At 63.1% G+C, this 14,794-nt stretch carries 10 protein-coding genes; 6 read left to right on the top strand and 4 right to left on the bottom strand.

From position 1 onward, the window contains the following. Window positions 1-209: 209 nt before the first annotated feature. Window positions 210-1,481 carry an RNA polymerase sigma factor gene (locus R8871_RS08275; RefSeq protein ID WP_175049862.1) on the bottom strand — a complete coding sequence of 424 codons (1,272 nt, stop codon included), beginning with the start codon at window positions 1,479-1,481 and terminating at the stop codon, window positions 210-212. Then, on the bottom strand, window positions 1,478-1,849 hold the full coding sequence (locus tag R8871_RS08270; RefSeq protein ID WP_054040106.1) for a YciI family protein: 372 nt from the start codon (window positions 1,847-1,849) through the stop codon (window positions 1,478-1,480). The genes R8871_RS08275 and R8871_RS08270 overlap by 4 nt, the downstream gene beginning before the upstream one ends. Before the next feature lie 282 nt (window positions 1,850-2,131). On the opposite strand from R8871_RS08270, the gene mug reads away from it, so the two are divergent. The 5 genes from mug to R8871_RS08245 all read left to right on the top strand — a co-directional run bounded on the left by mug (window position 2,132) and on the right by R8871_RS08245 (window position 12,505). Then, window positions 2,132-2,725, top strand: coding sequence for a G/U mismatch-specific DNA glycosylase (gene mug / locus R8871_RS08265; RefSeq protein WP_175049861.1), 594 nt, complete (start codon window positions 2,132-2,134; stop codon window positions 2,723-2,725). Window positions 2,726-3,282: 557 nt separating this feature from the next. Further along, window positions 3,283-4,566: an efflux RND transporter periplasmic adaptor subunit gene (locus R8871_RS08260; protein WP_175049860.1), complete on the top strand. Its 1,284-nt coding sequence runs from the start codon at window positions 3,283-3,285 to the stop codon at window positions 4,564-4,566. Between the two features lie 15 nt (window positions 4,567-4,581). Further along, window positions 4,582-7,713, top strand: coding sequence for an efflux RND transporter permease subunit (locus tag R8871_RS08255; RefSeq protein ID WP_175049859.1), 3,132 nt, complete (start codon window positions 4,582-4,584; stop codon window positions 7,711-7,713). Further along, complete coding sequence (locus R8871_RS08250; RefSeq protein WP_175049858.1) at window positions 7,710-11,027, top strand: efflux RND transporter permease subunit; 3,318 nt, start codon at window positions 7,710-7,712, stop codon at window positions 11,025-11,027. The genes R8871_RS08255 and R8871_RS08250 overlap by 4 nt, the downstream gene beginning before the upstream one ends. Further along, the gene (locus R8871_RS08245) at window positions 11,024-12,505 is read left to right on the top strand and encodes an efflux transporter outer membrane subunit (RefSeq protein WP_175049857.1); all 1,482 of its coding nucleotides are present in this window, start codon (window positions 11,024-11,026) and stop codon (window positions 12,503-12,505) included. The genes R8871_RS08250 and R8871_RS08245 overlap by 4 nt, the downstream gene beginning before the upstream one ends. A 23-nt stretch (window positions 12,506-12,528) precedes the next feature. Here the strand turns inward: R8871_RS08245 and R8871_RS08240 are convergent, their stop codons facing one another. After that, window positions 12,529-13,563: a saccharopine dehydrogenase family protein gene (locus tag R8871_RS08240; protein WP_175049856.1), complete on the bottom strand. Its 1,035-nt coding sequence runs from the start codon at window positions 13,561-13,563 to the stop codon at window positions 12,529-12,531. A gap of 180 nt (window positions 13,564-13,743) precedes the next feature. Between R8871_RS08240 and R8871_RS08235 the strand changes: the two genes are divergently transcribed. Beyond that, window positions 13,744-14,355, top strand: a complete 612-nt coding sequence (locus R8871_RS08235; protein ID WP_175049855.1) for a TetR/AcrR family transcriptional regulator — start codon at window positions 13,744-13,746, stop codon at window positions 14,353-14,355. 26 nt (window positions 14,356-14,381) lie between these two features. Here the strand turns inward: R8871_RS08235 and R8871_RS08230 are convergent, their stop codons facing one another. After that, window positions 14,382-14,684 carry a VF_A0006 family four-cysteine protein gene (locus R8871_RS08230; protein ID WP_175050039.1) on the bottom strand — a complete coding sequence of 101 codons (303 nt, stop codon included), beginning with the start codon at window positions 14,682-14,684 and terminating at the stop codon, window positions 14,382-14,384. Window positions 14,685-14,794: the final 110 nt, after the last annotated feature.

Genomic DNA, 14,794 nt, shown 5'->3' with positions numbered 1-14,794 from the left:
GAAGCGTGCAACGTGATGCGTCGAATCGGTCAGGGATATCGTCTGAGTTAACGGCGGTGCGCGGTGCGAGTTAAGCGATTTTTCAACTGAACATGACGACTGCGTCCCAAGCTGATGCCTTGCAGATCGCTGTCAGTCAGGCTTGGTAGATTTTGGGCGGTGTACTAACCATTTGATTGTTACCGATGCACGACGCATTGCCGAATGGTTCACTCACTTCTCGTCGATGACAGCTCGGTACGCCTGCGCTGCAGGAACCGGCGCACGGCCGGATCGCGCTCGAGTCCGATCGCGAGATCGTACGCGCCGAGCGCTTCGGCCGTCGCGCCAACGCGCGCGAGCAGATCGGCGCGCGCGGCCCAGTACGGCTGATAGTCAGCCAATCGTGGATCGTCCGCATACGGTGCGAGCGCGTCGAGCGCCGCCTGCGGGCCGTCCCGTTCCGCCAGCGCGAGCGCACGGTTCACCGCAACTACGGGCGACCCCGCAATCGCGAGCAGCGCATCGTAGAGTTGCACGATCTCGCCCCAGTTCGGCCGATGCGTCTGACAGCGGTAAATGTGCGCCGACTGCAGCGCGGCTTCGAGCTGAAAGCGTCCGATTGCGTTGAAGGTACTCGCGCGTCGCAGCAGTGCGTTGGCTGCGTCGATCATCGGCGTGTTCCATGTCGCCGGATCCTGCGCCGACAGCGGCACGTAGTCGCCGGCTGCATCGCGTCGCGCATCGCGCCGCGCCTGCGCATACAGCATGAGCGCGAGCAGACCCAGCGCCTCTGGCTCCTCGGGCAGCAGCTCAATGAGCAGTTGTGCAAGAAACAGCGCCTCGCCGACGAGATCGCGCCGCTCGGTGTCGCCGCCAACCGGATCGGTCCACCCTTCCGCGTACGCCGCATAGACCGCTTCCAGCACGGCAGCAAGCCGGCCGGGCAACTCCTCGCGCTCGGGCACGCTGAACGGAATGCCCGCTTCGCGAATCTTGTTCTTCGCTCGCGCGAGGCGCTTGCTCATCGCGGCGGGCGACATCAGGAACGCAGACGCAATCGTCTTCGCTTCGAGCCCCAGCACCACCTGCAGCATTAGCGGCGTGCGAATCGCGGCCTCGAGCGCAGGGTGCGTGCACGCGAACAGCAGCGCAAGCCGCCGGTCGGGCAACACGCCTGCTTCATGTTCGTCGATTTCGTCGGCGAGAATTGTGAGCTGGTTCACCACTTCGTCGCCGACATGCCGATGGCGTGCGCCATCGATTGCCCGGCGGCGCGCAACCGTCATCAGCCACGCTTCGGGATTCGCGGGGCAGCCGCGCTCGGGCCAGTCCGCGAGCGCGGCCGCAAACGCGTCGGCGAGCGCGTCCTCGGCGGCGGCGACGTCACGCGTGCGCATCGCCAGCAGCGCGACGAGCTTGCCGTAACTACGGCGGGCGACGGCCTCGGCAATCGAACGCGCGGCGCCGTCAGCTTCACGGCCGCCGCCGCGCGGACTCATACAGCAGATGGTGCGTCGTAGGGGGCAGTCCAGACCGGCCGCACTTCCATGAGGCCGTGCGCCGCGCCGGGACAACGCGACGCCCACGCGATCGCCGCGTCCAGGTTGGGCACGTCGATCAGGTAGTAGCCGGCGAGCTGCTCTTTCGAATCGGAATACGGTCCGTCGAGCACCTGCGGCTTGCCGTCGACGAGCCGCACCGTGGTGGCCGAGTTCGTGTTCTGCAGCCGGTTGGCGCCCACCAGCACCTCCGCTTTCTTCAGCGACTCGGTGTACGCGTGATACGCGGCGACGCCTTGCTGCCGCTCGCTGTCGGTCATCTTGTTCCAGCCGTTTTCTTCCGAGTAGATCATCAATAGGTATTGCATATGAGCCTCCGTCATGGGGTTAAGGCGGGTGAACATATCGGGCCGCCATGACAATGACGCTCGGGCGGCATGCTAACGGACAGGTGATGGAGAAAAATTCAGAATGGCACGTGCTGGCGGACGTCGGCAAAGTATAGCGCTACCCATCCCAGCTCAAGTCCGTGCACCCGACGTCTAACCCAGGGGCCCGCGTTTGGCCTCAAATCGACCCTCTTGTAGCTTGTCCGCCGTCACGGTGTGGCCCAAACTGCTGCTCTCGTGGAAGCTTCCACGCAATGAAGGATGACGCCGTCCGTGACTCACTCCGATCCACTTCAAAGTCTTCCTGACATTCTTGAACCCGGTTTGTCGGTGGTGTTTTGCGGAATCAATCCAGGCGTCCTTGCAGCATCGACCGGCCGCCATTTTGCCGGCAGAGGCAATCGGTTCTGGCGCGTCGTTCATCTGGCGGGCTTCACTCCAGAACAGATTTCTCCTGACGACGATCACACATTCCTGCAGCATGGTTGTGGCCTGACAACCGTGGTCTCGCGTCCAACCGCGCGAGCGGACGAACTATCTCCCGGGGAATTCAAAGCGGCGGCGACGGAATTCGAGCAGAAGATTGAACGCTATGCGCCGCAATGTGTTGCCTTCCTCGGGAAGATGGCGCTCTCCGCCATGTCGGGCACGCGCGACATCCACTGGGGCTTACAACCGGCAACGTTCGGCGGCGCCCGCGCATGGGTGTTGCCCAATCCTAGCGGACTGAACCGGACATTCAGCCTCGACGCGCTAGTGACCGCCTACCGGGAACTTCGTCTTGCCGTCGCACCGGCCGGCGGCGCGCTTCCTTCTTCAATGCGCGAAACGGTTCCCTCATCGCGACTCGAATAATTTCACCAGGCTTTCAGCACGTATTCCCACTCACCGCGATCATCGCCCAAAGAAAACCGCCACGATCAACCGTCCGTTAGCACCAGCTGCGGGCCGAAAGACACGCGCCGGACTCTTTCAGACCCCAACATGTATCACCGCGGTAACTCAAGCCTTGCGCGCCCCGGGTACATTGATGCCATGCTTGGTCTCACTGGTTATCCACCCGCTTCCACCAAGGCGAACATGAGCACTAAACGGTCTGTCAGCAAGGCCCTCGCGGCCGTCGGCGTTTCGCCGCACGCGCTATTTCGCGAGGCCAACTTGATAAAACGTTACCGCCAGTTACGAAGCGCGTTCATCGTCACGGATCCAGTCACCAGGCCATAACATCGCCCTGCGCCGGTCACGACCGTATGCCTTTTGCGCAGTCCGCCTTGCTTGCAATTAGCTAACAGTAGTCCAAACAGTCGTTGGGTTGTGACAACGCACGAGAACCATGGCATGTTCCCAACATCCCGGCAGAGAATGACTCCCCGTCCGACTATCAACGGCAGCATCTGTTTTCGGAGATATCTATGAGTGAAGCCGTGTCCAGGCAACCCAAGCGCTCCCGACGCGGGCTCATTCTGTTTGCGGTTGTCGTGCTGGCGCTAGTCGCGCTTGTCGTTGTCCATCTGTTGACCCAGAAGAAACCCACGCGCGACGTCGCACCGATCGTCGTCACCGTGGCGAGCGCCACACTCGGTTCGATGCCGGTCACGTTGAGCGAACTCGGCACTGTCACGCCGACCGCGACCGTGACCGTGCTGCCGCAGTTAAGCGGCTACCTCACGGAAGTCGGTTATCACGAAGGCCAGGAAGTCCAGAAAGGCCAGTTCCTTGCCCAGATCGATCCGCGCCAGTATCAGATCAGCAAGCAGCAGGCTCAGGCGACACTCGCCAAAGACCGCGCGTCGCTGGCCCAGGCGCGTGCCGATCTTGCCCGTTTCACGCAGTTGAACGAGCGCAAGTCGATCGCCCAGCAGACCTTCGAGGATCAGCAATTCCTCGTGCAGCAGGACGAGGCCGCAGTCAAGGCCGATCTCGCCAACATCGCCCAGTTCGACCTCGACCTGACCTATTGCCGTATCACCGCGCCGGTCGCCGGTAAGGTCGGCCTGCGCCTCGTCGACCCGGGCAACTATGTGACCGCGTCATCGTCGACGGGGATTGTCGTCATCACCACCATCAAGCCGACCACCGTGCAGTTCACGGTGCCGCAAGACGCGCTGGCCTCCGTCGTGCAGCGCCTGAATAGCGGCGCCAGGTTGCCGGTCACCGCCTATTCCAGCGACAACGCGCGCGAGGTTGCCACGGGCGCGCTCTACGCCGTCAGCAACCAGATGGCCACGTCGACCGGCACTGTCACCTTACGCGCCACTTTCGCCAACGAGGACGAAGCGCTGTTCCCCAACGAGTTCGTCAACGTCAAGTTGCTGGTCGATACGATGCAGAATGCCGTGCTGGTGCCGACGCCCGCCGTGCAAACCGGCGCACCTGGCGACTTCGTCTATCTGGTGAATGCGAACAACACCGTCTCCGTACACAAGGTCAAGCTCGGCCCGAGCGACGGCAAGAACACGGTCATCCTGTCTGGCCTATCCCAGGGCAACCAGGTGGTCACGGACGGCACGGACCGCCTGAACGACGGCGCCAAGATCCAGCCGGCCAAGCCGAAACCCGCGGCGGGCACCTCCGGCACTACCGCCGCCGGCGCGCCGGACAGCGGCGCAGCAAGTGGCGCCGCCGAACCTGCCGCCTCCGAACCCGCTGCCGGGTCCGCGCCAGCACCGGCGTCGGCCAATGCTGCTTCGTCGTAGCAGGCTCACGCGCCGATGAACATCTCCCGCCTGTTTATTCTTCGACCGGTAGCCACGCTACTGCTGATGATCGCCCTCGTGCTGGTGGGCCTCGTCGCAATGCGCGTGCTGCCGGTTTCGTCGCTGCCCAACGTCGACTATCCGACCATCCAGGTGCAGACGTTCTATCCGGGCGCGAGCCCGGACGTGATGGCCACCACCGTCACGGCGCCGCTCGAAGTGCAGTTGGGCGAGATCCCCGGCCTGCAACAGATGACGTCGTATAGTTCGGACGGCGCGTCGGTCATCACGCTGCAGTTCGATCTGTCGCTGAACCTCGACATCGCCGAGCAGAACGTCCAGCAGGCCATCAACGCCTCCAACAGCTACCTGCCCTCCGGCCTGCCCGCGCCGCCGACGTATGCCAAGGTCAATCCGGCCGACCAGCCGATCCTGACGCTCGCGGTCACGTCGAAATCGATGTCGCTGACCCAGCTCGAAGACGTCGCCAACAACCGTCTCGGCACCAAGATTTCCGAAGTGTCCGGCGTGGGTGTGGTCACAACGAGCGGCGGCAACGTACCCGCGATCCGCGTGGAAGCGGACCCGCACAAGCTGGCCGCCTACGGCCTGAACATCGACGATCTGCGCACGCTGCTCAGCTATGTCAACGTCAGCCAGCCGAAGGGTAATTTCGACGGCCCGGAACTCGATTACACGATCAACGGCAACGATCAGATCACCGATCCGAAGGACTATCTGGACACGGTAATCGCCTACCAGAACGGCGCCCCGGTGTTCATGCGCGACGTCGCGCGGGTCAGTCAGGCTGCTCAGGACGTCGAGCGCGGCGCCTGGTACAACGGCTCGCCGGCCATCGTGCTCAACGTGCAGCGGCAACCGGGCGCGAACGTGATCGCGACCGTCAACCAGATCATGAAGCAGTTGCCGCAGCTCGAGTCCACGCTGCCGGCCGGCATGAAGGTGACCGTGGTGTCGGACACCACGGGCGTGATCCGCTCGTCGGTCTCCGACGCGGCGTTCGAACTGATTCTCGCCATCGTGCTGGTGGTCGCGGTGATCTTCGTATTCCTGCGCAACGTGCCCGCCACGCTCATTCCGAGCATATCGGTGCCGGTGTCGCTGATCGGCACGCTGGCTGTGATGTACCAGTTGAATTACTCGATCGACAACCTCTCGCTGATGGCGCTCATTATCGCCACCGGCTTCGTGGTCGACGACTCGATCGTGATGATCGAGAACATCGTGCGTTATCTGGAGGAAGGCAAGACGCCGCTCGAGGCCGCGCTGGAAGGCGCGGGCCAGATCGGCTTCACGATTCTGTCGCTGACCATCTCGCTGATTGCCGTGCTGATTCCGCTGCTCTTCATGGGCGGCGTGATCGGGCGTCTGTTCAGCGAATTCGCAGTGACGCTGGCCGTCACCATCGTGATCTCCGCGATCGTGTCGCTGACCGTGGTGCCGATGCTCTGCGCGCGCATGTTGCGCGCGCAGGCCGACCGTCATCCGAGCCGCTTTGAGCGCGTTAGCGAGGGCCTGTTCGACAAGACGCTCGGCGCCTATGAGCGCGGGCTGCGCTGGGTGCTGGATCACCAGGTGCTGACGCTCGTGGTGGCCGTCGGCACGGTCGTGCTGACCGGCATCCTGTACGTGGTGATTCCGAAGGGTCTCTTTCCGGTGCAGGACGTCGGCGTGATCGAGGGTATTAGCGTGGCCGACAACTCGGTGTCGTACGCGGCGATGGTGAACCGCCAGGGCGCGCTCGCCGATGCGATCCTGAAAGACCCGGATGTCGTCTCGCTGACCTCCTACGTAGGTATCGACGGCACGAACTCCACGCTGAACAATGGCCGCTTCCTGATCAATCTTCGCGAGCGAGACAAGCGTTCCGACACGGCGCAGGAAGTGGCCCGGCGCCTGCAGCAGGAAGTCGCCAATGTGCCGGGCGTCAAGCTCTACATGCAGCCCGAGCAGGATCTGACGCTCGATACCACCGTCTCGCCGAACCAGTACAGCTTCGTGCTGCGCGGACCGAGCCAGCAGGCGTTCCAGAAGTACGTGCCGGAACTCATCGCGCGCATGAAGCAGATCCCGTCGCTTGCCGACGTGCAAAGCGACATGAATACCGACGGCCTCAGCGTGAACGTCGAAGTCAACCGGCAGTTGGCGGCGCGCTTCGGCATTACGCCCGCGACGATCGACAACGCGCTCTACGACGCGCTCGGCCAGCGGATCGTCTCGACCATCTTCGAGCAGTCGAACCAGTACCGCGTGATTCTTGTCGCCAAACCGGAGTCGTTGCCGAACGTGCAGTCGATCGGCAACCTGTATCTGCCGAGTCAGACCAGCAGCACGGGCCAGGTGCCGCTGTCGGGCATCGCGAAGATCCAGATCACGAAGTCGCCGCTCGTGATCAGCCATCTGGCGCAGTTCCCATCGGTCACCATCTCGTTCAACCTTGCGAAAGATGCCTCGTTGAGCACCGCCGTCAAGGCTATCCATCAGGCCGAGCAGTCGGTGAATCTGCCGCCGTCGATCACCTCGTCGCTGCAGGGCGCGGCGCAGGCCTTCGAGGATTCGCTATCGAGCGAAGTCTATCTGCTGATCGCGGCGCTGGTGGCGGTGTATATCGTGCTCGGCGTGCTCTATGAGAGCTTCATCCATCCGGTCACGATTCTGTCCACGCTGCCCTCGGCGGGTATCGGCGCGCTGCTCGCACTGATGATCGCCGGCAGCGACCTGGATGTGATCGGCATCATCGGCATCGTGCTGCTCATTGGTATCGTCAAGAAGAACGCCATCATGATGGTGGACTTCGCGCTGGACGCTGAACGCAATCACGGCAAGCCGCCGCGCGAGGCGATCTTCGAGGCTTCGCTGCTGCGTTTCCGCCCGATCCTGATGACCACGCTCGCCGCCATGCTCGGCGCGCTGCCGATGCTGCTCGGCAGCGGCACGGGTTCGGAGCTGCGCCGGCCGCTGGGTCTCGCGATCATCGGCGGTCTGACGCTGAGCCAGGTACTGACGCTCTTCACCACGCCTGTGATCTATCTGTTCTTCGACAGAATGGCCGAGCGTACGCGGCGCTGGCGCAACCGCAATAAGCCGGAGAGTTCGCCGCCTGGCGGCGCGGAGGAAACGCCGTGAACATCTCGGCGTTATTTATCCGGCGGCCTGTCGCGACCACGCTTCTGGCCGTCGCGATCCTGATCTCCGGGGCGCTCGCCTACTTCCGGCTGCCGGTTGCGCCGTTGCCGAACATTGCCTTTCCGGTCATCGTGGTGCAGGCGAACATGGCGGGCGCGAGCCCGGACATCATGGGGACCACGGTGGCCGAGCCGCTCGAGCGGCGGCTCGCCACGATTGCCGACGTTGAAGAACTGACTTCGATCAGCTCCGTCGGCTCGTCGCTGATCGTGGTCGAGTTCGGCCTGAAGCGCGACATCAACGGCGCCGCGCGCGACGTCGAAGCAGCCATCCAGGCGGCGCGCGCCGACCTGCCGACCACGCTGCGCAGCAACCCGAGCTATCGTCAGTACAACCCGGCGGATGCGCCGATCATGGTGCTCTCGCTGACGTCGGACACGCTCACCAAGGCACAGCTCTACGACTCCGCGGATTCGGTGATCCAGCAACAACTCTCGCAAGTCCAGGGGGTGGGCCAGATCACGCTTGGCGGCGGCGCGTTGCCCTCGGTACGCGTGGAATTGCAGCCGGGCAAACTGAACAGCTACGGCATCGGTCTGGAAGATGTGCGCGCGGCGATCAGCGCCGCCAATGCCGACAGCGCGAAGGGCCATCTCGATGAGGGCGACCAGCGCTACGTGGTCACGTCCAACGACCAGATCACGCATGCCGCGCCGTATCGCGACCTGGTGGTCGCCTACCGCAACGGCGCGCCGGTCCAGTTGCGCGACGTGGCCCAGGTCAGGGATTCGAACGAAAATATCCGCAACGCCGGGCTCTTCAACGGCAAGTCGGCCATCCTCGTGATCGTGTATCCGATGCCGGGCAGCAATGTCGTGAGCACCGTCGCGCAGATTCGCAAAGTCCTGCCTTCAATCGAAGCGACGCTGCCGAGCAGTGTGCACGTGGGCATCGCGATCGACCGCTCGGAATCGGTCAGAGCGTCGGTGGGCGACACCGAGCGCACGTTGTTCATCGCCGTGCTGCTGGTAGTGGGTGTTGTGTTCATTTTCCTGCAGTCGCCGCGCGCCACGCTGGTGCCCGCCGTCGCGCTGCCGCTGTCGATCGTGGGCACCTTCGGGCCGATGTATCTGCTCGGCTATAGCATCGACAATCTCTCGCTGATGGCGCTGACCATCGGTACCGGCTTCGTGGTGGACGATGCGGTGGTGGTGCTGGAAAACATCGTGCGTCACATGGAGTTGGGGCTCAGTCCGAAAGAGGCGGCCTTGAAAGGCAGCGGCGAAGTGGGTTTCACGGTTATCTCGATGAGCCTCTCGCTGATCGCGGTGTTCCTCCCGATCATGCTGATGCCGGGCGTGGTCGGCCTGCTGTTCCATGAGTTCGCGGTCACGCTGTCCATCGCCATCCTGATCTCGCTGGTGATTTCGCTGACGGTCACGCCGGCCATGTGCGCCTACGTGCTGAGCCGCGACAACGCCGGGCATTCGAAAGCGCGTTGGGCGATATGGGTCGAAAAGCAGTTCGATCGCTTCAAGAATGCCTACGCGCGCTCGCTTACGGCGGTGCTGGACCATGCACTGCTGGTCATCCTGCTGTTGATTGGTCTGCTCGTGGGCAACGTGTTCCTGTTCAAACTGGTGCCGGCCACCTTCTTTCCCGAACAGGACACGGGCATCCTGATCGGACAGATCATCGCCGACCAGAGCATCTCCTTTCCGGCAATGCAAAAGAAGCTCACGCAATTGCAGGAGATCGTGCAGAAGGATCCGGCGGTGGCCTCGGTCGCGGGCTTTACGGGTGGCCGCGCGCTCAATACCGCGAACGTGTTCATCGAACTCAAGCCGCTGGCGCAACGCCACGCCTCGGCCACCGAGGTCGTGAACCGCCTGCGGCCCAAGCTCAATGCGGTCTCAGGCGCCCGGCTCTTTATCCAGGCGCAGCAGGATCTGCGAATCGGCGGACGGCAATCCGCCGCCGAGTATCAGTACACGCTCACCAGCGACGATTCCGCCGCGCTATTCAAGTGGACACCGCTGCTCGTCGCCGCGCTCGCCAAGGAGCACGCGCAGTTGCTCGACGTGAATTCGGACTTGCAGCAAAACGGCCTGCAAACCTACGTCACCATCAATCGTTCGACGGCAGCGCGTTACGGCTTCGCGCCGAACCAGGTCGACAACGTGCTGTATGACGCGTTCGGCCAGCGCACGGTGTCGACCATCTACAACCCGCTCAACCAGTATTTCGTGGTGATGGAGGTGGCGCCGGATTACTGGCAATACCCGCAAGCGCTCAACCAGATTTACCTGAGCAGGGCGTCGGGCAACGCCACCGGCACGGCGGCCACGCAGATGCCGGGCGCCACGGTGTCGGGCGTGACCGTGGCAACCGAAGCCGGTACGACCACGACCACGAACGCACTCAACTCGAACGCACAAGCCAACGCGACCACCAACAGCATTGCCAACAGCAAGGGCGGCAGTTCGACCGGCAGCGCGGACAGCACGTCGGCGGAAACCATGGTGCCGCTGGCGGCGCTGGCTTCGTTCTCGAACAGTCATACGTCAACGCAGGTGAACCACCAAAGCGGCCTCGTGGCCGCGACGATTTCGTTCAACCTGCCGGCGGGCGGTTCGTTGAGCAAGGCGGGCGTGGCGATCAACAACACGATCCGCGAGATCGGCATGCCCGCCAGCATCCACGGCTCGTTCGCCGGCGCGGCGGCGGCCTACTCGCAGTCTATGGGGACGGTGCCGCTGCTGATCCTGGCGGCGCTCGGCGTGGTGTATATCGTGCTCGGCGTGCTGTACGAAAGCTCGATCCACCCGCTGACCATCCTGTCGACACTGCCGTCCGCGGGTATTGGTGCGACGCTGGCCTTGCTGATTTTCGGCACACCGTTCTCGGTGATCGCGTTGATCGGCATCATCCTGCTGATCGGTATCGTCAAGAAGAACGGCATCATGATGGTCGACGTCGCGATCCATTTGCAGCGTACCGAAGGCATGCCGGCAAGGGACGCGATTCACTCGGCCGCCGTGGTGCGTCTGCGGCCGATCATGATGACCACCTTCGCGGCCGTGCTCGGCGCGGTGCCGCTCGCCATCGGCATTGGCCAGGGCGCGTCGCTGCGGCAACCGCTCGGTATCACGGTGATGGGTGGCCTGATCCTGAGTCAGGTCTTTACCTTGTACACGACGCCGGTGATCTACCTCTATCTCGACCGCTTGCGTTTCAAGCTGGTCAGATGGTCCGCCAACCTGCCATGGAATCGCGACGCGCAGCAACCCGGACAACCGGATACGAGGGCATGACGATGAAGATTTCCCGTAACCGCTTTGGCCGCCCTGGCCGCTTTGGCCACCTTCGGCCGCTGGCCGTCGCGACGCTGGCCCTGCTGGTCAGCGGCTGCATGGTCGGCCCGGACTACCACCGGCCGCAAGTCAACGTGGCCGCCACCTACTCCGAGTTGCCGGGCTGGACGCAAGCCGAGCCCGCGGCGGACAAGCCGAAGGGCGACTGGTGGACGGCCTTCAACGATCCGCTGATGGACCAGCTCGAACCGCTGGTGTCGGTGTCGAACCAGACCGTGCGCGCGGACTACGCAAACTATCAGGAAGCGCTGGCAGAGGTGCGGGTGGCGCGTGCCGGCCTGTTTCCGACCATCGGCGTAACCGGTTCGGGCACCAAGGCGCGCAGCTCGGTCGGCAATGCCGCCCGAGTGGTCAACTCGGCCTCACTGGAAGGCAATGTCAGCTGGGCGCCTGACCTGTGGGGCCAGGTGCGGCGCACGATCGAAGAAAACGCCGCGACGGCGCAATCGAGCGAAGCGACGTTCGCCAATGCGACGCTCTCCGAGCAGGTGGCGCTGGCCACGGCGATCATCCAGCTGCGCACCAGCGACGCCAATATCGACCTTCTGCAGAAGACGGTCGTGGCCTACCAGCACTTTCTGGACGTGGTGTCCGACCAGGATCACGCGGGCACCATCCCGCCGTCCGACTTGATCTCCGCCCGCACCCAGCTCGAGACGGCGCAGTCCAACCTGATTGCGCTCGGCGTGGCGCGCGCTCAAGACGCACACGCAATCGCCGTGCTGGTGGGCAAGAATCCGGAAGAGCTCTCGATTACGCACAGCACCACGATGCCGACGCTGCCGGGTGTGCCCGTCGGCGTGCCGTCGACGCTGCTCGAACGCCGGCCCGATATCGCCGCCGCCGAACGCAAGATGGCGGCGCAAAACGCGGCAATCGGCGTGGCTGTGTCGGCTTACTACCCGGATATTTCCCTTTCCGGGCTGGCCGGTCTCACGCAGTCGCCGTTGTCCGGTCTGTTCAACGTGGCCAACTACGTCTGGTCGCTGGGCGGCAGCGCCACCGAAACGCTTTTTGACGGCGGCCTGCGCAGCGCCGATGTCGACGCGGCGAAGGCGGCCTACGACTCGGCCGTCGCCAACTACCGGGGCACAGTGTTGACGGCGTTCCAGAACGTTGAAGACGACTTGAGCGGGTTGCGAATCCTCGCCGAGCAATCGGTCGTTCTGGATACCGCTGTACAGGATGCAACGCGTGGCGCCGAGATCGCTTTCAACGAGTACCAGGCCGGTACGGTGGACTACACGACCGTGGCGACCGCGCAGGCCACACAACTGAGCACTCAGCAGACCGCGCTGAATGTTCAGGAGACGCGCCTGCTGGACTCGGCCTCGCTATTTGGCGATCTGGGCGGCGGCTGGTCGGTAGACCAGCTGCATGATCCGCGGCATCCGGACAGTCGGGCCGCGTCGCAGTGAGCGCCTGAAAACAGGACCACTATTCACGGCGTCTCCAATGCCAGATGCTCCTGATGACGCAGCGACTCGAGAAAATCACGCGCGTCGAAAGCTTCGCCGGCGGTGAAGACGCCTGTCCCGTGGACCAGCCCATTGACGACACGACTGACCGCTTCTACCACCAGAGGCGCGCTGATTGCGTAGATATCCTGACCGCTTGCCGATACGCGGCGTTCATTGCCTCCCGACCGCACGACAACGTCGACCAGGAAGGTTTGCGCGGAGCGTCCGTTTTCGTCGACCGCGACAGGCGGCGACGCATCCGGCTCCAGCAGATCTTTAACCGCCACCGCCGTCATATACGAGCGAATCTCGGGTGTCTTCAGATGGCGCGCGATCGTCACCGTATCCGCCATCGTGAACTCTCCAATGACCGGTTGCGTGCCGAGCGGTGCAGGAAACTGCCATTCGCCAACCGGCGCTGCGTCCGTGCGGAACACCATCTGCCCTTTCGTAAAGACAAGGCGCCGCCCCTCTCTACGCTGCCGCGAAACCTGACCCGCCGCCCTTGTGCCGAGCGTCGGCTTCCAGCTGCTGAGCCCATAGGCGATGCTGATTTCGTCCGCTGCCGTCCAATCGCCCATTGCCGCCGTGGCAAGAAGATCGCCCAAGCCGCCGAAGAATGCCATCCCCGGCACGATCACGACGCCCGCCTCGCGCGCCCGCTCAGCGTAATGCTTGAACGTATCCAGATTGGCCTCTAACTCCGCGGCGACGTCCAGATACGGAATCCGTGCGCGCAACGCGGCTTCGATCACCGGCGCGGACGTACTGGCGAAGGGGCCGGCGCAATTGATCACAGCGGCCGCACCCGCAAGCGCCCGGTCGAGAGAATCCGGGTCGTCTACCGACGCGGGCCGAATGTCCAGCCCGGGGTAAGCGGCGCCGAGGGCGTTCAGCTTGCTGGCATCGCGTCCGGAAATGATGGGTCTCCAGCCACGCCTGACCAGTTCAGACACCACGAAGCGGCCGGTATGGCCATAGGCGCCAAAGACGGCCACGGTTTGATTCGACGTCATTGCAGACCTCCAGTTGTTATGGTGTTTCTTCGAATGGCGGGATAGCAGATCGGTGAACCAGTAACGCTACAGATCTGTAGCGTTTGACAGAGAGTAGAGTACAGATCTGTAGCGTGTCAAGAGATATCCTTGTACAGTAACCGGCATGCATAAAGTTTCCGTCTCTCAAGAGGACTTGCCATGAGCAGAGGCACAGCTACCACAGCAAAAGAAGCCGTAACCGCCAGTTCCACCAGCGTCCGGGAACGCATACTCGATACGGCGGCGGAGTTGTTTTACCAGGAGGGTGTCCGAGCCGTCGGCGTCGATCTCGTCGTCGAACGCTCAGGGGTTGCGAAGACCAGTCTCTATCGGCACTTCACGACCAAGGACGATCTTGTCGCTGCGGTGCTCGAACGGGACGATGCGAATTATTGGGCCGACTGGGACAAGACCGCGACGCGCCACCGGAACGCCCCGAAAGATGAACTCACGGCTCACCTCAACTGGATCGCTCGCGACATCGCCGCACCGAAATACCGCGGCTGCCCTTTTCTCAACGTGGCAACGGAGTTTCCGGCGCCGGATCATCCCGCGCGGGTGGTGGCCCTCAGGCATAAGGTCGAGTTGCGCCGCCGTCTCGGTACGCTAGCGAAGCAAATCGGCGTTGCGCGGCCGGACAATCTGGCTAACCAGATCGCACTTCTTATCGACGGTGCCTACGTCTACGGGCAGTTGGCGAACAAGGAGGCCGCGCAACCGCTCGTGCCGGCGGCGCTTGCGCTGATCTCGGTCGCGGACAATGTTGGGTAGCAACAGCATCAGCAACCCGAAATAGTTCACATCTGATTCTGGCGTTGGCATGCTCTCAGAATCTGTTGAACCGCGAATTCGTCCCTCACGTTCTGCAAATTCTGCAGGACACACACGTGATACGATTTTTCGCGAGGTAAGAGCAACTCGCCGTTTCTGTAAAGCGCGTCGCACGAGCGTCTGATCGCGTCTGCCGCCACGCTGCTCTGGCTGTTCCTCAGCGATTGCAAGATGCATTGATCGTAGTCTGGATTGTTCATGCCGAACGCCTGGGCCGGGAGCGGCGAAGCGAGCGTGATCGAGAGAAGCAGATAGGCGAGGTTGCGCATGGATTCTGGACGAGACGCAGAGATGAAGGCGATTAATCGTACCATCGCATTTCGATGTTCTCGACGTAATGACCAGCCGAAATCGACCTCCGAATTCACGTAGTACTGAG

The sequence above is a fragment of the Paraburkholderia sediminicola genome (assembly GCF_902859805.1).
In the GTDB taxonomy this organism is placed as follows: domain Bacteria; phylum Pseudomonadota; class Gammaproteobacteria; order Burkholderiales; family Burkholderiaceae; genus Paraburkholderia; species Paraburkholderia sediminicola.
The sequence above is the reverse complement of the archived record's forward strand: the minus strand, read 5'-3'. Positions and strand labels throughout refer to the sequence as shown.